Source organism: Phenylobacterium sp. (genome assembly GCF_030698145.1).
Classification (GTDB): Bacteria; Pseudomonadota; Alphaproteobacteria; order Caulobacterales; family Caulobacteraceae; genus Phenylobacterium.
This window is the reverse complement of the sequence record NZ_JAUYNW010000011.1, coordinates 1-18,147: the sequence shown is the minus strand read 5'-3', so window position 1 is coordinate 18,147 and position 18,147 is coordinate 1. Positions and strand designations below refer to the sequence as shown.

The window sequence follows — 18,147 nt, the reverse complement described above, 5'->3', positions numbered from 1 at the left end:
TGACCCGAAACCGGGCGCGATTCGCGACCCGGCCGAGACTATTCGAGGCCTTCGATGTCCGACCCCGACCGCGGCGCCTACGCCCCACCGACCGACGCGCCGTTGAGTTTCGACGCCCGCCAGCCGGTGCGCGGCTCCAAGCCCGCGCCCCTAATGCTGATCATCAGCGCCATCGTGCTGATCCTGTTGGTCATCGCCATCGTGCTGTTCTATCGCTCCGGCGTACGCGAGGCGGGCGAACCGCCGCAGACGGTCGGCGCGCCGGTCGGAGACCTGAAGGCGGCGGCGCCCGTCGAGGCCCAGCCCGTGGACCCCGCCGCCGGATTGCAGATCTATCAGTCGGAGAACGGCCAGGCCGCTCCGGCCAGCCCGAGTTTCACCGCGCCGCCGGAACAACCCCAGGCGCGGCCGGCCTATGTGCCGCTGGCGCCGCCGCCCAAGCCGCCGTCGACCTTGCCCGCAACCGAGGCGCCGGCGATCGCGATGCCAGCCGCTCCGGCGGTGAAGCCCGGCCCGGCGCTGAAGCCCGCCATCGCCCCGCCGCCGCCCGCCGTCGCCCCCAAGGCCGCGGTTCCGGCCCCGAAGGCCGCGGCCCCTGCGCCCAAGCCTGTCGCCGCGGCGCCGGCTCCGGCCCCCAAGGCGTCGGCCTCCGGCGGCGCGTCCGTCCAGATCGGCGCCTTCTCGTCCCAGGCGCTCGCCGACAAGGGCTGGAACGACGCGGCCAAGACCGCGCCGGGCCTCGCCGCCGGCAAGGGCAAGCGTGTCGAACAGATTCAGAAGGACGGCTCGACCCTCTATCGGACCACCGTCACCGGCTTCGCCTCGCGTCAGGCGGCGACCGATTTCTGCAATCAACTCAAGGCCGCGGGCAAGAACTGCTTCGTGAAATAGTGACCAGCGCCTCGATCCTCGGCTGTGGCGGCAAGACCCTCTCGCGGGAGGAGAAGGCCTTTTTCGGCGACGTCGCGCCCTGGGGGTTCATCCTCTTCGCGCGTAACATCGACACGCCCGACCAGGTTCGCCGACTGATCGATGACCTGCGGGCCACCGTGGATCGTCCCGACGCCCCGGTGTTGATCGACCAAGAGGGCGGGCGCGTGCAGCGCCTGGGCCCGCCACATTGGCGGCGCTATCCGCCGGGCCGCGCCTATGGCGAGCTGTCGGCCAACGATCCTTTGCTGCGTCGGGAGATCACCCGCCTGGGCGCGCGGCTGCTGGCGTACGATCTTGCCGCGCTCGGCATCAATGTCGACTGCGTGCCGGTGCTCGACGTGCCAGTCGACGGGGCCCACGAGATCATCGGGGACCGCGCCTATGCCCGCACGCCGGAGGGCGTCGCCCTGCTGGGCCGGGCGGCCTGCGAGGGCCTGATCGCCGGCGGCGTGCTGCCGGTGATCAAGCACATCCCCGGCCACGGCCGCGCCACCGCCGACAGCCATCTGGACCTGCCGGTGGTCGACGCGTCCTACGAGGACCTCGACGCTCGCGATTTCGCGCCCTTCAAGATGCTCTCGGACATGCCGATGGCGATGACCGCCCACGTGGTCTATTCGGCCGTCGACCCGAAGAAACCCGCCACCACCTCGAAGAAGGCCATGCGCGAGGTGATCCGCGGGGCCATCGGTTTCGACGGCCTGGTGATGAGCGACGACCTTTCCATGAAGGCCCTGGGCGGGAGCTTCGCCGAGCGCGCGCGGGCGTCGCTCGCCGCGGGCTGCGACGTGGTCCTGCACTGCAACGGCGACATGGCCGAGATGAAGCAGGTGGTCGCCGGAACACGGGCGCTGTCGGGCCAGGCTCTGCGCCGCGCCAAGGCCGCCATGGGTCGGATCGCCCGGACCCCGGAGCCCTTTGACGTCAAGGAGGCTCTGGCCCGCTTCGACGCGGCCTTCGAGGGGCGGTGGGCGGCATGAGCAACACCTTCCAGCCCAATCTCGACTTCGAGGCCGCCACCACCGCGGCCGAGGACGGCGAGGCCCTGATCATCGACCTGGACGGCTATGAAGGCCCGCTCCACGTGCTGCTGGCGCTGGCGCGCACGCAGAAGGTCGACCTGATGCAGCTCTCGATCCTGAAGCTGGCCGAGCAGTACCTGATCTTCGTCCAACAGGCCCGCCGCGTGCGCTTCTCGCTGGCGGCCGACTATCTGGTGATGGCCTCATGGCTGGCCTACCTCAAGTCGCGCCTGCTGCTGCCCAAGCCCGAACGGCCCAAGGCGGAGGAGCCGCCGGCTGAAGAGATGGCGGCCCAGCTCGCCTTCCGTCTGGCCAAGCTCGACGCCATGCGCAAGGCCTCCGAGGAACTCCGCGACCGGCCCAAGCTGCGCCAGGAAGTCTTCGTCCGCGGCGATCCCCAGGCCATCAAGGTGATCCCCTCGACCCGGTTGGAAGGCGATCTCTACGGCCTGATGAGCGCCTATATCGACCAGCGTCGCAAGGAACAGGGCCGTCATTACACCCCGCGCGCGCCCCAGGCCTATCCGCTGGAAGACGCCCGCGAGCGCCTGCGCCACATGCTGCCCGACCTCGACCGATGGACCCCGCTCTCGGGCGTCGCGCCGCTCAAGCCCTCCGGCGACGGACCGAGCCAGGCCTCCTACACGGCCTCGACGCTTTCGGCGGGCCTTGAGCTGGTCAAGGAAGGCGCCATGGACATCCGCCAGATGGAGGCCTTCGCCGACCTCTACATGCGCGCCCGCAAGCGGGCCGCGGCATGACCACGACGACCGAACGCCAGGTCGAGGCGCTTCTGTTCGCCGCCGCCGGCCCGCTCAGCCTGGACGACCTGGCCAAGCGCCTGCCGCAGGGAGCGGACATCGAGGCCGCCATCGCGGGCTTGGCCCAGACCTACGAGGGTAGGGGGGTCGAACTGGCCTGCGTGGCCGACCGCTGGCGGTTCCAGACCGCCGCCGACCTGGCTTTCCTGATGACCGAGGAGCGCGAGGAGCCGCGCCGCTTGTCAAAGGCCGCGCAGGAGACCCTGGCTATCATCGCCTACCACCAGCCGGTGACCCGCGCCGAGATCGAGGCGGTGCGGGGCGTGCAGGCCAGCCGGGGCACCCTGGACGTCCTGCTGGAGCTCGGCCTGGTACGGATGCGCGGCCGTCGCCGCACGCCGGGCCGCCCGGTCACCTACGGCACGACCGACGCCTTTCTCGAGCACTACGGCCTGGCGACCCTGTCGGACCTGCCGGGCGCGGCCGACATGCGCGCGGCCGGTCTGCTCAGCCTGGACCTGCCGCCGGACTTCGCCGTACCCGCGCCGGGCGGGGGAATTCTCGACGAAGACCCCATTGAGGACGGCGAGGCGCCCGAATTTCATACAGACTTCCTGGGTGAGGAAGAGCAGGGGCGTTAGGACGCGTTGGCGCTTTGCCCCGCGACTGACTATATTCTCGGGCAACGAGGGGCGGACGCGCGGCGTCGCCGACGTGAAGGAGTTTTGTCGCCATGGGCGCAATGAGTTGGATTCACTGGGTCATCGTCATCGCGGTGGTCGCGCTGCTGTTCGGCGGCCGCGGCAAGCTGTCGGGCATCATGGGCGACGCGGCCAAGGGCATCCGCGCCTTCCGCGACGGGCTGAAGGATGAGCCGACCACGGCCGACGCCTCCAAGCCCCTGCCGAAGTCCGAGAAGGACGAAGCCCGCGGCTGACCCCACGGGGTCGGCGAAATTCGCCCGCGCCGGTCTTGATCGGCGCGGGCTTACTTGTTTAGGCGACGTCTGATGCTTCCCGAAGTCGGCGGTTTGGAACTCCTGGTCATCGCCGCGGTCGCCCTGATCGTGGTCGGGCCCAAGGACCTGCCCCTCATGCTGCGCAAACTGGGCCAGTTCACCGCCAAGCTGCGGGGCATGGCCAACGAGTTCCGCGCCAGTTTCGACGAGATGGCCCGCCAGTCCGAGCTGGACGAGCTGCGCAAGGAGGTCGAGGCCATGCGCAAGGGCCAGACCGCCGAGACCGCCGCCTTCGAGGCGTCCAACGCCCACGTCGACCAGGTCTTCCATGAGATCGGCAACAGCCTGCAGGGGGGCGACGTGAGCTTCTCGCCGGCCATGGCCTCGAGCCCCGCGTCCGGCGGCGTCGAGATAACCCAGATCGTCGAGGAAGCCAAGCCGAGGGCGCGCAAGACGCCGGACAAGCCTAAGACGACCAAGGCCGCCCCCGCTCAGCCCAAGGCGGCCAAGCCCAAGGACGCCGCGCCCCGCAAGCCCGCCAAGGCCGGAGCCAAGGCGTGAGCGACGACCACGACGACGACATCGAGGCCTCCCGGGCGCCGCTGCTCGATCATCTGGTCGAGCTTCGCTCGCGCCTCATCATCTGCGTCGGCGCCTTGCTCGTCGGGTTCGCGGTCTGTTTCGGCTTCTCCGAGCCGATCTACCGGTTCCTGCTGCACCCCTTCGCCATCGCCTCGCAACTGCTGGCCGCCGAGAAGGTGGCCCATGCCCAGCAGGCCGGCGGCTTCGACATCGTCCAGTTCTTCGCCGGCACGCGGGACCTGTTCCTGGCCCTGATCGGCGCCCGCGAGGTCCCGGCCAGCGCCGAGGGCGACAAGCTCAACCTGATCTTCACGGCGCCGCTGGAGTTCTTCTTCACCAAGCTGAAGCTGGCCGGGTTCGGGGCGGTGGTCCTGACCTTCCCGGTGCTGGCCTGGCAGGTCTACGGCTTCGTGGCGCCGGGCCTCTACAAGCGCGAGCGCAAGGCCTTCGTGCCGTTCCTGCTGGCCTCGCCCACCCTGTTCCTGATGGGGGCGGGGCTGGTCTATTACATCATCCTGCCGTTCGTTCTGTGGTTTTCCTTGAGCCAGCAGATCGTCGACGCCCAGGTCTCGGTGCAACTCCTGCCCAAGGTCTCGGACTATCTCAGCCTGGTCACCACCCTGTTGCTGGCTTTCGGACTCTGCTTCCAGCTCCCGGTGGTGCTGACTCTGCTGGGCATGGCCGGCATCGTCTCGTCCGACATGCTCAAGGCCGGCCGCCGCTACGCCATCGTCGCGGTCTTCGTGGTCGCCGCGGTGGTCACCCCGCCTGACCCGATCAGCCAAACCATGCTCGCCCTGCCGATCATCCTGCTCTACGAAATCTCGATCTGGTGCGTGCGCCTGATCGAGCGCTCGCGCCGCCGCGAGGACGAGACGGGGACCGACATCGTTCCGGTCTAGCACCGCCCAGTTCCTCCCCCAGCGCGCAGCGCGATTTGGGGGAGGGGGACCGCGAAGCGGTGGAGGTGGTTGAAGCGCGCAAGAGCGAGTCAAAGTCCCCCTCAGTCAGCTTTGCTGACAGCTCCCCCAGTGAGGGAGCATCTGGTCACGGTACGACGGCTAGGGGTTGGCCCCATAGCCAACGCGCTCTAGAGAAAGCCGCCTAACCCCCACCAGCGGCAGAGCCATGCACGACATTCGAGCCATTCGCGAAAACCCTGAGCTTTACGAGAAAGCCTGGGCTGCGAAGGGCCGTTCCGGGGCCGCCGCTGAGGCCGTGGCGCTCGACGCCAGGGTGCGCGCCGCGCAGATGGCGCTGCAGGAGGCCCAGGCCGTCCGCAACAACGCCTCGAAGTTGATCGGCCAGGCCAAGGCCCAGAAGGACGAGGCCGAGGCTCAGCGCCTGATGGGCGAGGTCGAGGCGGTGAAGGGCGTGCTGGTCGAGCAGGCCGAGGTCGAGAAGGCCACCTCGGAGGCCCTGCAGGACCTGCTGGCCCAGCTCCCCAACATACCGTTCCCCGACGTGCCCGCCGGCGAGAGCGAACACGACAATGTGGAGGTGCGCCGCTGGGGCGAGCCCTTCGCCATCGCCAACCCCAAGGACCACGTCGATCTCGGCGAGAACCTGGGGATGATCGACTTCGAGGCGGCCGCCCGCATGAGCGGCGCGCGCTTCGTGGTGCTGAAGGGCCAGATCGCCCGTCTAGAGCGCGCGCTTGGCCAGTTCATGCTGGACATGCAGACCCAGGAGCACGGCTACCTGGAGGTCTCGCCACCGCTGCTTGTGAACGACGCGGCGGCCTATGGCACCGACAAGCTGCCGAAGTTCGCCGACGATCTGTTCCGGACCACCGACGGCCGCTGGCTGATCCCGACGGCCGAGGTCCCGCTGACCAGTATGGTCATGGGCCAGATCATCGCCGAGGAAGAGCTGCCGCTTCGCCTGACGGCGCTGACGGCCTGCTTTCGGTCGGAGGCCGGGGCCTCGGGCCGCGACACCCGCGGGATGATCCGCCAGCACCAGTTCTACAAGGTCGAGCTGGTCTCGATCACCGCGCCCGAGGAGTCCGAGGCCGAGCACGAGCGGATGGTGGGCTGCGCCGAGGCCGTGCTGAAGGCGCTGGAGCTGCCGCACCGGACCATGATGCTCTGCACCGGCGACATGGGCTTCGGCGCGCGCAAGACCTACGACCTGGAGGTCTGGATCCCCTCGGAGGGCCGCTACCGCGAGATCAGCTCCTGCTCCAACACCGGCGACTTCCAAGCCCGGCGCATGGACGCGCGGACGAAGAAGGCCGGCGAGAAGGGCACCCGTTACGTCCACACCCTCAACGGTTCGGGCCTGGCCGTCGGCCGCACCTTGGTCGCGGTGATGGAGAACTATCAGGACGAGAAGGGCCGCATCGCCATTCCCCAGGCGCTGCATCCCTATCTGCCCGGTCTGACCCACATCGGCGGGGCCTGATGCGCATCCTCCTCACCAATGACGACGGGATCCACGCCGAGGGCCTGGTCGCGTTGGAGAAGATTGCTCGCGTGCTCACCGACGACATCTGGATCTGCGCGCCGGAATACGAGCAGTCGGGCGCCAGCCGCGCGCTCACCCTCTCCGACCCGATCCGGGTGCGCACTCTGGACCCGCGCCGCTTCGCCACCACCGGCACGCCCACCGACTGCGTCATGCTGGCGATCCACGAGCTGATGGGCGGCTTGAAGCCTGACCTGGTGCTGTCTGGGGTCAATCGCGGCGCCAACCTCGCCGAGGATGTCACCCTGTCGGGCACCGTCGCCGGCGCCATCGAGGGCATGGCCCTGGGCGTGCCCTCCATCGCGCTGTCGGCCACCAACTGGCCGGTGGACGACCAGGACCTGTTCGCCCCGGCCGAGCACTTCGGTCCCGGCATAGTGCGCAAGCTGTTCGAGACCGGCTGGCCCGCCGGCGTGATCATGAACGTCAATTTCCCGGCCCGGCCGATCGCGGAGATCGTGGAGGTTGAGGTGACGCGTCAGACCTTCCGGGATGTGGCGGTTCGTCACGCCGAGAAGCGAACCGACCTGCGCGATCGGGACTATTACTGGATGGGCTTCCGCCAGGAACGCTCCAAGCCGGCTCCCGGCACCGACCTGGCGGCCATCTATGAAGGTCGAATTTCCGTGACCCCCTTGCACATCGACCTGACTCACGCCGAAACGGTGCATCGCCTGAAGGGCGTCCTGGGCGGCGCGCCGCCGAAGGCTTGAGGCGACCCATGGCCAAGCACGACGCGGACAAGGATGGGGATGGGGCGAAGGCGGCCCTCGCGCGCCTCGTCATGTCCCTGCGCTCGCAGGGGGTCAGCGACCCCGCCGTGCTCAACGCCATCGAGACCACCCCGCGCGAACTCTTCACGCCCGACCTGTTCAAGGAGCGCGCCTTCGAGGACTCGGCCCTGCCGATCGCCTGCGGCCAGACCATCAGTCAGCCGTTCATCGTCGGCCTGATGACCCAGGCCCTGGCGCTGGAGCCGCGCTCGCGGGTGCTGGAGATCGGCACCGGCTCCGGCTACCAGACCACCATCCTCTCCAAGCTGGCGCGGCTGGTCTACACCGTGGAGCGGTACCGCACCCTGATGGGTGAGGCCGAGGCGCGGTTCAAACACCTGGGGCTGACCAACGTCATCACCCGGTTCGGCGACGGCGGGCAGGGTTGGCCCGAGCAGGCGCCTTTTGACCGTATTTTGGTCACAGCCGCGGCGCCGGGCGAGCCCAAGGCGTTGCTCTCGCAGTTGAAGCCCACGGGCGTGCTGGTCGCGCCCATCGGCCGGGGGCCGGTTCAAAGCTTGAATCGCTACACGGGCGACGGGAAGGGCGGGTTCACGGTCGAGACCATGACCGATGTCCGCTTCGTTCCGCTGCTCGACGGCGTGGCCAAGGAACCCTAGGCGACCCGAACGGACGACTTTGTGGGGTGGCCTGGGCGTCGGTCGTAACCCATCATTAACCCTAGACGCCTCGACTGATTCCGACCCTTGTCTCCCGGAGCGGCGATGACGCTTTCCCTTTCGCGAACGGCTTTGATTCTATTGGCGGGCAGCGCGCTCAGCGCGTGCGAGAGCCTGCCTCAGGCCGCGCAGCCGAGTTATCCCGTGCGCACCGCGCCGCCCGCCATGTCGCCGGCGACGCCCCCGCCATCGCCTCCGATCGTCCAGGACGACACGCCGTCCGCGCGCCCGACCGCGCCGGTCCAGAGCCAGAACCTGCCCTATGTCGCCCCGGCCCGGGAACTGCCGCCGCCGCCCGCTCCGCCGCCGCAGGCGCCGTCGCGACCGACCGACAACGGGCGGCTGGTGGAAACGCCCTCGGGTGACCAGACCTACACCGTCAAGCGCGGCGACAATCTCGCCTCGATCGCCCGAACCCTTGGCGTCAGACTGCAGCAACTGGCCGACGCGAACGGCATGGGCCCGCCCTATGCGCTCCGGCCGGGTCAGGTGCTGAAGACGCCGCTGACCGGCTCAACCGCCACGGCCTATGTGGTGGCCCCCGGGGACACCCTCTACGCCATCGCCCGTCGGTTCGGCGTGACCAACCAGGCCTTGGCCGAGGCCAACGACATCGGGCCGAATGCGCGCCTGAACGTCGGCCGCCGGATCGTCCTTCCTCAAGCCTATGTCGACAGGGCCCCGACGCCCGCGACCCCGACCCGCCGTCCGCCGTCGGAGCGCGCCGAGGCCCAACCCACGCGCGAGACCGTCACCGTGCGCCGCGTCACCGGCAAGGTGGTCGAGGTCGCCGGCCCGTCCGTCAGCTACACGGTCAAGAAGGGCGACAATCTCGACGCCATCGCCCGCCAGCTCGAGACCGATCGCAAGCAGCTCGCCGACGACAACAAGCTGAAATCGCCATACGCCTTGCAGCCCGGCCAGAAGCTGAAGGGCCCCAAGACCACGGCCAAGGCCTATGTGGTGGGCGATGACGACACCATGGCCCTGGTGGCCAAACGCTTCGGCGTCACCGCCAAGGCGCTCGCCGCCGCCAACGACATGAAGGTCGGGGCGACCCTGCGGGAGGGCCGCAAGCTCACCCTGCCCAGCGGCTACAAGGATCGCGGACCGATCCGCGAACAGGTCGCCGCGCCTCCGCGGCCCGAGGCGCCGGCCCCACGCCCGGCCGCGCCGCCGCCGCCCGCCTACACGCCGCCGCCCCAGGTCGTGACGCCCCAGCCCCAGCCACCGCCGCCAGCGGCCCGCCCGGCCCCGCCGCCCGCCTACGCCCCGCCGGTGACGACCGCTCCGCCGGTCAGCCGTCCGACTCCGCCGCCGCCGGCGAGCCGTCCGGCCCCGGCGCCCCTGGTGCCCAGCTCCGGCCCGGTCCCCGACAGCACGATCGCCAGCCTGGGCAAGGGCCGCTTCAACTGGCCGGTGCGCGGGGAGGTGATCTCCGACTTCGGGCCGAAGGGCACGGGCCAGCGCAATGACGGCGTCAATATCCGCGCCTCGTCGGGCGAGCCTGTCCGCGCCGCGGCCGGCGGCGACGTGGTCTATGCGGGCGACCAGGTGCCGGGCTTCGGCAACCTGGTGCTGATCAAGCATGCGGACGGCTGGGTCACGGCCTACGGCCACCTGGCGCGGGTCGACGTGAAGATGACCCAGGACATCATCCAGGGTCAGCAGATCGGCATGATCGGCTCGACCGGCGGGGTCTCCGAGACTCAGCTTCACTTCGAGGTCCGCTACGCGCCCACCCCGCAGGACCGCGCCCGGCCGATCGATCCCAAGCTGGTCCTGCCGAAATAGCCTAGAGCGGCAGGTCCTTGCCCAGTTCGCCCGCCAGGTCGCGGATGAACTGCCAGGCGACACGGCCCGACCGCGCGCCGCGCAGCTGGGCCCACTGCAGGGCGCGCCGATCCAGGTCGGCGACCTTCAGGTCGAAGCGCTGCGCATAGGTCGTCACCGCCGCAAGATAGGTCGGCTGGTCCATGGGCGGGAACCCGACCCAGAGGCCGAAGCGGTCGGAGACGCTGACCTCCTCCTCGGCGTCCTCGGCCGTGGCGATCAGGCCGCGATCCTCGCCATGGCCCCGCGGCATCAGATGGCGGCGGTTGGAGGTGGCGACGAACAGCACGTTCTTCGGCGGCCCCGAGACCCCGCCCTCCAGCGCCGACTTGAGCGCCTTGGCCGCGGCCGCGCCCTCCTCGAACGAAAGGTCGTCGCACAGCACCACGAACCGCTCGGGCCGGTCGCGTAGGGTGTCGAACAGGGCCGGCAGCTCGGTGACCTGGTCGCGGTCGACCTCGACCAGCTTCAGGCCGGGGGTCTTGCCCGCCACGTCCATGAAGGCCGCCTTGGCCAGCGAGCTCTTGCCGGTGCCGCGCACGCCCCACAGCAGGGCGTGGTTGCTGGGCAGGCCCGCGGCGAAGCGGATCAGGTTCTCGCAGAACCGCTCCTTCTGCCGCTCGACGCCCACCAGCGCCTCCAGGGGGAGGGGGTAATCGGGGGCCGGATGGAAGGCGCCGGTCGCCGGATCGTGGCGGTAGAGCAGGGCCTGGTCGAAGACCGGCGGTACGCGGACCGGGGGAGCGATGCGCTCCAGGGCGTCTGCGATGCGTTCGAGAACCGGTTTCAGTGCGTCATCCATGACTTGGCTGCTTAGCCGCCAAGCCGTTCCATTGCAAAAGGTAGGCGCAGCGCATAGCTTCCGCCGACTTGAAAACAGGGCGCGCGACGCGGGCCCGGATACGGACTTCGGAGCGCCATGTTCGCCACCCCCGCCTTTGCCCAGACCGCCGGAGCCGCCGCAGGCGGCCCGCAGGACATGCTGATCCAATTCCTGCCGCTGGTCGGCCTGGTCCTGCTGTTCTATTTCCTGATGATCCGCCCGCAGCAAAAGCGGATGAAGCTACATCAGCAGATGATCTCCAACCTGAAGCGTAACGACACGGTCGTGCTGAACTCCGGCGTCATCGGCAAGGTCGTACGCGTCGAGGACAAGGAAATCGGCCTCGAGATCGCCCAAGGCGTCACCATCAAGGTGGTCAAGGGCATGATCTCCGAGGTGCGGGTGCGCGGCGAACCCGCCCCGGCCAACGATTCCAAGGCCTAGAGGCTCTATCCGCACATGATCGCTCTCTCGCGCTGGAAGATCATCGCCGTCGTCCTGGCGGTGATTTTCGGCGTCCTCTTCTCCCTGCCCAACGCCCTGCCGCAGAAGACCGTGGACGCCCTGCCGGCCTTCATGCCGAAGGCGCGTCTGAACCTCGGTCTCGACCTGCAGGGAGGGTCCTATCTCATGCTCGAGGTGGACACCGACGCTCTGCGCGCCGAGCGGCTGACCAACCTGGTCGAGGATGTCCGCACCACCCTGCGCGACGAGAAGATCCAGTTCTCCGACCTGGGTGTGGTCGGCGGCGAGGTCACGGCGCGGATCATCGATCCGGCCCAGCTCAATCCCGCCCAGAACGCCCTGCGGACCAAGGTGGGCGCGGCGCTGGCCGGCGCGCCCGGCGGGCGTGACGTCAATGTCCGCACCGACAACGGCCTGCTCCGCATCGCCTTCGTGCAGGAGGCGATCAACGCCGAGGCCTCCAAGGCGGTCGAGCAATCCATCGAGATCATCCGCCGGCGAATCGATGAACTCGGCACCCGCGAACCCTCGATCTCCCGTCAGGGGATCAACCGCATCGTCGTCCAGGCGCCGGGCGAGAGCGATCCCGAGCGGCTGAAGTCCATCATCGGCCAGACAGCCAAGCTCAGCTTCCAGATGGTCGACGACAGCGTCACCCTGGAGGAAGCCGCCGCTGGCCGAATTCCGCCGGGGTCGGAGCTACTGCCCAGCGAGGATGGCTATTCGACCATCCTGCTGGTGCGCAAACGGGCCCTGGTGACCGGCGAGATGCTCACCGACGCCCAGCAGCAGTTCGACCAGCAGTCGGGCCAGCCGGTGGTCTCCTTCCGCTTCAACAGCCAGGGTGCGCGCCGTTTCGGCGACGCCACGGCCCAGAACGTCGGCAAGCGCTTCGCCATCATCCTCGACGGCAAGGTGATCTCCGCGCCGAACATCAACGAGCCCATCCCCGGCGGTCAGGGCGTGATCAGCGGCAGCTTCACGCCGGAATCGGCCAATGACCTGGCCGTTCTGCTACGCGCCGGCGCGCTTCCCGCCCCCCTGAAGGTCGAAGAACAGCGCACGGTCGGAGCCGAACTCGGCGCCGACGCCATCCGGTCGGGCCAGATCTCGGCCTATATCGCCTTCGGCTCCGTGCTGATCTTCATGCTGCTGGCCTACGGCTTCCTGTTCGGAGGCATCTCGATCATCGCCCTGGTGGTCAACGGATTCCTGCTGGTCGCGGCCATGTCGATGACCCAGGCCACCCTGACCCTGCCGGGCATCGCCGGCCTGATCCTGACGCTCGCCGTCGCCGTCGACGCCAACGTGCTGATCTATGAGCGCATGCGTGACGAGGTCCGCGCCGGCCGTTCGCCCGTCTCGGCCGCCGACGCCGGCTTCAGCCGCGCCATCGTCACCGTGTTTGACGCAAACATCACCCACCTGGGCGCGGCGATGATCATGTTCTCGCTGGGCGCGGGACCCGTGAAGGGCTTCGCCTGGACGCTCGCCATCGGGGTGATCACCTCGGTCTTCTCCGCCGTGCTGGTGACCCAGGTCCTGCTTGGCGTCTGGTTCCGCGTCGCGCGGCCCAAAGCTCTTCCGATCGCGTGAGCCCCATGTCGAAATACTGGCCCCTCATCAAGCTCCTGCCGGTCAAGACGAACTTCAAGTTCGTCAAATACTCGCCGATCATCGGCGGCCTGACGGCGCTCGCCGCGGCGGCCTCGCTGTTCTTCACGATCTGGCCGGGCACACCGCCCTGCGGCGGCCTGAACTGCGGCGTCGATTTCCGCGGCGGGACCGTGCTGGAGCTGTCGACGGCGGACGGCCGGCCCGCCGACCTGGGCAAGATCCGCGACGCCCTCGCCGGCCAGGGACTGGGCGACATCCAGGTCCAGGCGTTCGGCAAGGCCAGCGACGTGCTGGTCCGTTTCGAAGTCAAGGAGGCCGCCAACGCCACCAGGGCGGTCGACAGCGCCAAGGCCGAACTGGTCAAGGCGCTCGGCCCCCTCAAGTTCCCGCGCACCGAGGTCGTGGGTCCCAAGGTCTCCGGCGAACTGTTCCGCAACGGCGTGCTCGCCCTGGTCCTCGGGATCGGGATGATGATGACCTACATCTGGTTCCGGTTCGGCCTGACCTTCGGGATCGGCGCCGCCGCGGCCCTGATCCACGACGTGCTGCTGACCTTCGGCCTGTTCGCCTTCACCCAGATGGAGTTCACCCTGACCGCGGTGGCCTCGATCCTGACCATCATCGGCTATTCGGTGAACGACACCGTCGTCATCCTCGACCGCATCCGCGAGAACCTGCGCAAGTTCAAGAAGATGCCGCTGGGCGACGTGATCGACCTGTCGATCAACGAGACCCTGTCGCGAACCGCCATCACCGGGGTGACCGGGATCATGGCCCTGACCGGCCTGGCGGTGTTCGGCGGCGACGCCCTGCTGGGCTTCTCGATCTCGCTGATCTTCGGCATCGTGGTGGGCACCTATTCGTCCTTCTACATCGCCGCCCCCGTGCTGCTGCTGCTGGGGGTCAAGCGTGGCGAGGAGGACGAGGTCCGTCCCGCCGCGGCGGGCGCGCCCCAACGGCCCTGACATGGCCCGCGACGCGCCCCAGATCGACGCTTACGGCGACGGCGGGTTCCGTCTCTCCAGCGGCCGCCACCAGGGCTCGCTGCTGATCCTGCGCGACGAGCCCACGGCCTGGCCGGTGCGCTCGCTGGCCGAACTCACCCCCGAGAGCCTGGCTGACGTCCTGGCCGCGGGCCGGGCCGAGGTGGAGTTCGTCCTGCTGGGGGTCGGCGCGGTCAACGCCCTGCCTCCCAGGGCGGTGCGAGACACCCTGCAGAAGGCCGGAATCGGGCTGGAATTCATGGATACGCCCGCCGCCGCGCGGCTCTACAACGTCCTCACCGCCGAGGGCCGCAGGCTCGCCGCCGCCCTCATCGCGATCTGAGGCTCGCGCCTTCCCGCATCAGTGGAAACACCCTATATCGGACTCCCTGGGTAGGAATCGTGAGGGGCTCATCGATGGCCGGACTGCTTTCAAACTTCCGCAACACCATGATCGTGAGCTTCCTGCTCGCCCTGGTCATGATTGGCGGGTATTTCTCGCACAATCAGTACGATACGTCGGTCTTCCTGCAGGCCGTGTTCCGCTGGCTGCATACGTTCTTCGGCATCCTCTGGATCGGGCTGCTGTACTATTTCAACTTCGTTCAGATTCGGGTCATGCCGGCCATTCCAGCCGAGCTGAAGCCAGGCGTCTCCAAATACATCGCACCCGAGGCGCTGTTCTGGTTTCGCTGGGCGGCGGTAGCCACGTGGGTGATGGGCGTGATCCTCGCCTTCAACCGGGGCTATCTCATCGACGCCTTCGCGCTCGGCGCGACGAGTGGCAATGCGCAGCATACCCTGATCGGGACCGGCATGTGGCTGGCCACGATCATGTTCTTCAACGTCTGGGTCTTCATCTGGCCGAATCAGAAGATCGCGCTGGGTCTCGTCGAGGGCGACGCGGACGCCAAGGCCAAGGCTGGCCGCACGGCCATGCTGTTCTCCCGCACGAACACCCTGCTGTCGGTGCCGATGCTGGTCACCATGACCATGAGCCAGACCATCTTCAACTAACGGGCCTTAAGACCTATTGATCGGAAGGCCCGCCGGACCGGCGGGCCTTTTGCTTTGAACCATGCCGGATCAAGACCCCTCAGACCTCGACGCCCTGGTGCAGCGGATGGACCCGGACCGCTGGCTCTCCAGCCGGCTCATCACCGATGCCGCGGCGCGGGCCGATGTCGTGGCCCTCTACGCCTACGATTATGAGCTGGCGCGCGCGCCCAAGGTCGCCTCCAACGCCCTGATGGGCGAGATCCGCCTGACCTGGTGGCGCGAGGTGCTGGACGAAGTGTTCGAGAGGCGTCCGGTGCGCCATCATCCCGCCGCCCAAGCCCTGGCCGAAGCCGTCAGACGCCACGGCCTGCCGCGCGCGCCGCTAGAAGCGATGATCGACGCCCGCTATCGCGAGCTGTCGCCTGAGCCGATGAACCTCGCCGACGCCCTGGAATGGGCGGGCGACACCGGCGGCGCGGCCGCGGTGCTGGCCGCGCGCATCCTCGATCCGGCCGCCGATCCGGCCAAGGCGGCCAGCGGCGGTCGGGCCTGGTCCATCGGCCGATTGATGGGCACGGCGGGCATGACCGGGGAGGGCGCACGCGGCGCCCTGGATCAGGCCCTAGCCGGCGCGCGCGGCCTATCGCCCGCAGCCTTCCCGGCGGTGGCCCATGCGACCCTGGCCCGTGTCAGGGCCAAGGGCGAGCGCCCTTCGGAGCTGGCCGCGCGGGGGCGGCTCCTCTGGGCGGTGCTGACTGGACGGGTCTGAGCTACCGGGCCGAGACCATCAGCTTGACGATCTCTTCGACCACATGGGGCTCCAGTCCCTCGGTGTGGCCCTTGTCGATGCGCACCAGGTCGGCGACCACGCGGCCATCCTTGCAGTTGGGGTAGACGAAGGCCTCGGTGCGGCCCGGGCCGGCCGGGCGGCCCCATGACTTGGTCGGCGGGTCCTGGCGGCTGGTGTCGTAGACGTAGCCCGCCTTGGTGTCGACGATGTCGGCCCGCTTCACGCGAGCGGCGCAGCTGTACTTGGTCGCCCATTCCGAGGTCTGGGGCAGGGCGACGACCTCGTGCTCGCCGGTCGTGTAGATGTGCGAGAAATCGCAGGCGAGCGGCGCGGCCATGGACCGAGCCATGGCGGCCATCATCTCCGGCGAAGGGCCGTCGGCCGCTGTGGCGCCACGCTGCGGGGCGGGGCCCCGTCCAGTGCGTTCCGGCTGGCCGCCGACCCGACCGCCCGACAGGCTGACGAAGCCGGTGACCTTGGGCGCGAAATAGTCGGAGCAGACGATGCGGCGCGAGGTCATGCCGCCCTGGGAGTGGCCCGCCAGCCAGAAGGCCTTGATGTTGGCCGCGCCGAAGCGGTCGTAGGCCATGTCGACCACGTTCTGCAGGTGTGCGTCGTCGCTAGGCTGCCAGACCCGTGGCGGGGCGTTGGGGGTGGCGACCACCAGTCGGTACTTGTCCACCTGGTCGACGATCGGGAAGTAGTGCCGCTGCCAGTTCCCGTAGCTGCCGCCGCCGTGCAGGTTGAGCACGAACACCACCTTCTCGCCGGGCTTCAGGTCCTTGGGATAGTCCAGGAAGAACTTGCGGCCGGTCTTGGGATCCACGACCGAGCCGGTGGCGATCACCGTCGCGCCGGGACAGTCCTTGTCCGGACAGCGAAGCTCTCCGTCCTGGGCGGCTGCTGCGGTTCCAAAGGCGGTCGCGGCCAGCAGGGCGGCCACGGCGGTCAAGGTCTTGGCGTTCATTCCCGTTTCCCCACGGTTTGGTCTCCGCTAAACCGGAGCTCTCTAGCATTGCTAGGCATACTCTAGCGCTGCTAGGGGCGAGTCAACGGCCGAGGAAGAGCATGAGCCTGGATCGCAAGACCATCGTCGCGGCGGCGCTGCGGCTGCTGGATGAGCTGGGCTTGGAGGGCGTCACCACGCGGCGTCTGGCGCAGGAGCTGGGGGTGGCCGGGCCTTCGCTCTACTGGCACGTCAAGAACAAGGACGCCCTGTTCGACCATATGTCGGACGCCATGTTCGGGGAGGTGCTGCAGACCGACGCCGCCGTGCTGCGGGCGCGGGACTGGGACGAATGGCTGGCCGCCGGCGCTCGGGTGATCCGCAAGGCCGCCCTGTCCCATCGCGACGGGGCGCGGCTGCTGACCGGCCGCCATCCCACCGGCGCCCAGGCGATCGCCGTGGTCCCCGGCATGGTGGAGCGCCTGGAGCGGGCCGGCTTCACCACCACCGAGGCGCACTTCGCCTTCCGCACCCTGTCGCGCTTCACCCTGGGCTGGGCCCTGGACGAGCAGACGGGCGGCGGGGGCGCCGACAGCGAGGCCGGGTTCGAGTTCGGTCTGGCGATGATCCTGGAGGGCCTGCGCGCGCGGCTGGCGGCCCAGGCCGCGAACGCCGCCCGCGCCTAACTCCCTACTCCGCCGCCAGGGCTGGAGCGCCCTCGACCCAGCGGTCCAGGTCGGCCAGGGCCCGTTCGCCCATACCCAGCTTCTTGGCCCGGCCGCGTTCTTTCGAGCCGATGCGGCTGCCGTCCTCGCGCCGCTTGACCACGACGTCGTCCAAGGGCGGCAGCAGGCCATAATTGATGTTCATCGGCTGGAAGCTGCCCTTGCCGCCGTCGATATGGCCGCCGGTGATATGGCCGATCAAGGCGCCAAGGGCCGTGGTGGCCGGCGGCGCCTCGATGGGCCGGCCCAGGCGCTCGGCCGCGGCGAAACGCCCGGCCAGCAGGCCGACGGCGGCGCTCTCCACATAGCCCTCGACCCCGGTCACTTGGCCCGCGAACCGCAGGCGCGGCTGGGACCTCATGCGCAGTTGAGCGTCCAGCAGCTTGGGGCTGTTCAGGAAGGTGTTGCGGTGTAGGCCGCCCAGCCGCGCGAACACCGCCTTCTCCAGGCCCGGGATCATGCGGAAGATGTCGGTCTGGGCGCCATGCTTCAGCTTGGTCTGGAAGCCGACCATGTTCCACAGGGTGCCGAGTGCATTGTCCTGGCGGAGCTGGACGATGGCGTAGGCCTTGGTCTGCGGGTCGTGGTCGTTGGTCAGGCCCACGGGCTTCATCGGCCCGTGGCGCAGGGTCTCGCGCCCGCGCTCGGCCATCACCTCGATGGGCAGGCAGCCGTCGAAATAGGGGACGTGCTCCCAGTCCTTGAACTCGGACTTCTCGCCGGCCAGCAGGGCGTCGATGAAGGCCTCGTACTGGGCCTTGTCCATCGGGCAGTTGATATAGGCCGCC

The 18,147-nt window shown here is 69.0% G+C and carries 21 protein-coding genes; 18 read left to right on the top strand and 3 right to left on the bottom strand.

The features are described from left to right. Positions 1-54: 54 nt before the first annotated feature. The 11 genes from Q8Q77_RS00825 (at position 55) to Q8Q77_RS00775 (ending at position 9,972) form a co-directional block, all read left to right on the top strand. A complete protein-coding gene (locus Q8Q77_RS00825; RefSeq protein WP_305580191.1) occupies positions 55-891 on the top strand; it encodes an SPOR domain-containing protein in 837 nt (278 codons plus the stop codon). Further along, on the top strand, positions 888-1,913 hold the full coding sequence (nagZ, locus tag Q8Q77_RS00820) for a beta-N-acetylhexosaminidase (protein ID WP_305580355.1): 1,026 nt from the start codon (positions 888-890) through the stop codon (positions 1,911-1,913). Before Q8Q77_RS00825 ends, nagZ begins: the two co-directional genes overlap by 4 nt. Further along, positions 1,910-2,716, top strand: a complete 807-nt coding sequence (locus tag Q8Q77_RS00815) for a ScpA family protein (protein ID WP_305580189.1) — start codon at positions 1,910-1,912, stop codon at positions 2,714-2,716. The genes nagZ and Q8Q77_RS00815 overlap by 4 nt, the downstream gene beginning before the upstream one ends. Next, positions 2,713-3,357, top strand: coding sequence for an SMC-Scp complex subunit ScpB (gene scpB, locus Q8Q77_RS00810; protein WP_305580187.1), 645 nt, complete (start codon positions 2,713-2,715; stop codon positions 3,355-3,357). The genes Q8Q77_RS00815 and scpB overlap by 4 nt, the downstream gene beginning before the upstream one ends. A 92-nt stretch (positions 3,358-3,449) precedes the next feature. Then, the gene (gene tatA, locus Q8Q77_RS00805) at positions 3,450-3,653 is read left to right on the top strand and encodes a twin-arginine translocase TatA/TatE family subunit (RefSeq protein WP_305580185.1); all 204 of its coding nucleotides are present in this window, start codon (positions 3,450-3,452) and stop codon (positions 3,651-3,653) included. A gap of 72 nt (positions 3,654-3,725) precedes the next feature. Continuing rightward, positions 3,726-4,235, top strand: coding sequence for a Sec-independent protein translocase protein TatB (gene tatB, locus Q8Q77_RS20670; protein WP_371130383.1), 510 nt, complete (start codon positions 3,726-3,728; stop codon positions 4,233-4,235). Then, positions 4,232-5,158 carry a twin-arginine translocase subunit TatC gene (gene tatC / locus Q8Q77_RS00795; RefSeq protein WP_305580183.1) on the top strand — a complete coding sequence of 309 codons (927 nt, stop codon included), beginning with the start codon at positions 4,232-4,234 and terminating at the stop codon, positions 5,156-5,158. The genes tatB and tatC overlap by 4 nt, the downstream gene beginning before the upstream one ends. 226 nt (positions 5,159-5,384) lie before the next feature. Next, positions 5,385-6,662, top strand: a complete 1,278-nt coding sequence (gene serS / locus Q8Q77_RS00790; protein WP_305580181.1) for a serine--tRNA ligase — start codon at positions 5,385-5,387, stop codon at positions 6,660-6,662. After that, on the top strand, positions 6,662-7,438 hold the full coding sequence (gene surE / locus Q8Q77_RS00785) for a 5'/3'-nucleotidase SurE (protein WP_305580179.1): 777 nt from the start codon (positions 6,662-6,664) through the stop codon (positions 7,436-7,438). Before serS ends, surE begins: the two co-directional genes overlap by 1 nt. An 8-nt stretch (positions 7,439-7,446) precedes the next feature. Next, on the top strand, positions 7,447-8,118 hold the full coding sequence (locus Q8Q77_RS00780; RefSeq protein WP_305580177.1) for a protein-L-isoaspartate(D-aspartate) O-methyltransferase: 672 nt from the start codon (positions 7,447-7,449) through the stop codon (positions 8,116-8,118). Positions 8,119-8,322: 204 nt separating this feature from the next. Then, positions 8,323-9,972, top strand: a complete 1,650-nt coding sequence (locus tag Q8Q77_RS00775; protein WP_305580175.1) for a LysM peptidoglycan-binding domain-containing protein — start codon at positions 8,323-8,325, stop codon at positions 9,970-9,972. Position 9,973: 1 nt separating this feature from the next. On the opposite strand, the gene Q8Q77_RS00770 is transcribed toward Q8Q77_RS00775, so the two are convergent. After that, the gene (locus Q8Q77_RS00770; RefSeq protein WP_305580173.1) at positions 9,974-10,813 is read right to left on the bottom strand and encodes an ATP-binding protein; all 840 of its coding nucleotides are present in this window, start codon (positions 10,811-10,813) and stop codon (positions 9,974-9,976) included. A gap of 117 nt (positions 10,814-10,930) precedes the next feature. Between Q8Q77_RS00770 and yajC the strand changes: the two genes are divergently transcribed. From yajC to Q8Q77_RS00740, 6 genes are all read left to right on the top strand, one after another. After that, entirely contained in the window at positions 10,931-11,278 is a 348-nt protein-coding gene (gene yajC / locus Q8Q77_RS00765; protein ID WP_305580171.1) for a preprotein translocase subunit YajC, read from the top strand. A 15-nt stretch (positions 11,279-11,293) separates the two neighbouring features. Next, positions 11,294-12,895, top strand: coding sequence for a protein translocase subunit SecD (gene secD / locus Q8Q77_RS00760; RefSeq protein WP_305580169.1), 1,602 nt, complete (start codon positions 11,294-11,296; stop codon positions 12,893-12,895). A 5-nt stretch (positions 12,896-12,900) separates the two neighbouring features. Then, positions 12,901-13,881: a protein translocase subunit SecF gene (secF, locus tag Q8Q77_RS00755; RefSeq protein ID WP_305580167.1), complete on the top strand. Its 981-nt coding sequence runs from the start codon at positions 12,901-12,903 to the stop codon at positions 13,879-13,881. A gap of 1 nt (position 13,882) precedes the next feature. Beyond that, positions 13,883-14,242 (top strand): Mth938-like domain-containing protein, encoded by a 360-nt coding sequence (locus tag Q8Q77_RS00750; RefSeq protein WP_305580165.1) that lies wholly within the window; start codon positions 13,883-13,885, stop codon positions 14,240-14,242. Between the two features lie 74 nt (positions 14,243-14,316). Next, positions 14,317-14,916, top strand: coding sequence for a urate hydroxylase PuuD (locus Q8Q77_RS00745; protein WP_305580163.1), 600 nt, complete (start codon positions 14,317-14,319; stop codon positions 14,914-14,916). 61 nt (positions 14,917-14,977) lie between these two features. Continuing rightward, entirely contained in the window at positions 14,978-15,667 is a 690-nt protein-coding gene (locus tag Q8Q77_RS00740) for a squalene/phytoene synthase family protein (protein WP_305580161.1), read from the top strand. Between the two features lies 1 nt (position 15,668). Here the strand turns inward: Q8Q77_RS00740 and Q8Q77_RS00735 are convergent, their stop codons facing one another. Then, the gene (locus Q8Q77_RS00735; protein WP_305580159.1) at positions 15,669-16,655 is read right to left on the bottom strand and encodes an alpha/beta hydrolase; all 987 of its coding nucleotides are present in this window, start codon (positions 16,653-16,655) and stop codon (positions 15,669-15,671) included. 101 nt (positions 16,656-16,756) lie between these two features. On the opposite strand from Q8Q77_RS00735, the gene Q8Q77_RS00730 reads away from it, so the two are divergent. Further along, on the top strand, positions 16,757-17,320 hold the full coding sequence (locus Q8Q77_RS00730) for a TetR/AcrR family transcriptional regulator C-terminal domain-containing protein (protein ID WP_305580157.1): 564 nt from the start codon (positions 16,757-16,759) through the stop codon (positions 17,318-17,320). A 4-nt stretch (positions 17,321-17,324) separates the two neighbouring features. Here Q8Q77_RS00730 and trmFO read toward each other — a convergent pair. Next, positions 17,325-18,147 (bottom strand): methylenetetrahydrofolate--tRNA-(uracil(54)-C(5))-methyltransferase (FADH(2)-oxidizing) TrmFO (gene trmFO / locus Q8Q77_RS00725; RefSeq protein WP_305580155.1); only part of this gene is annotated, 823 nt, incomplete at its 5' end.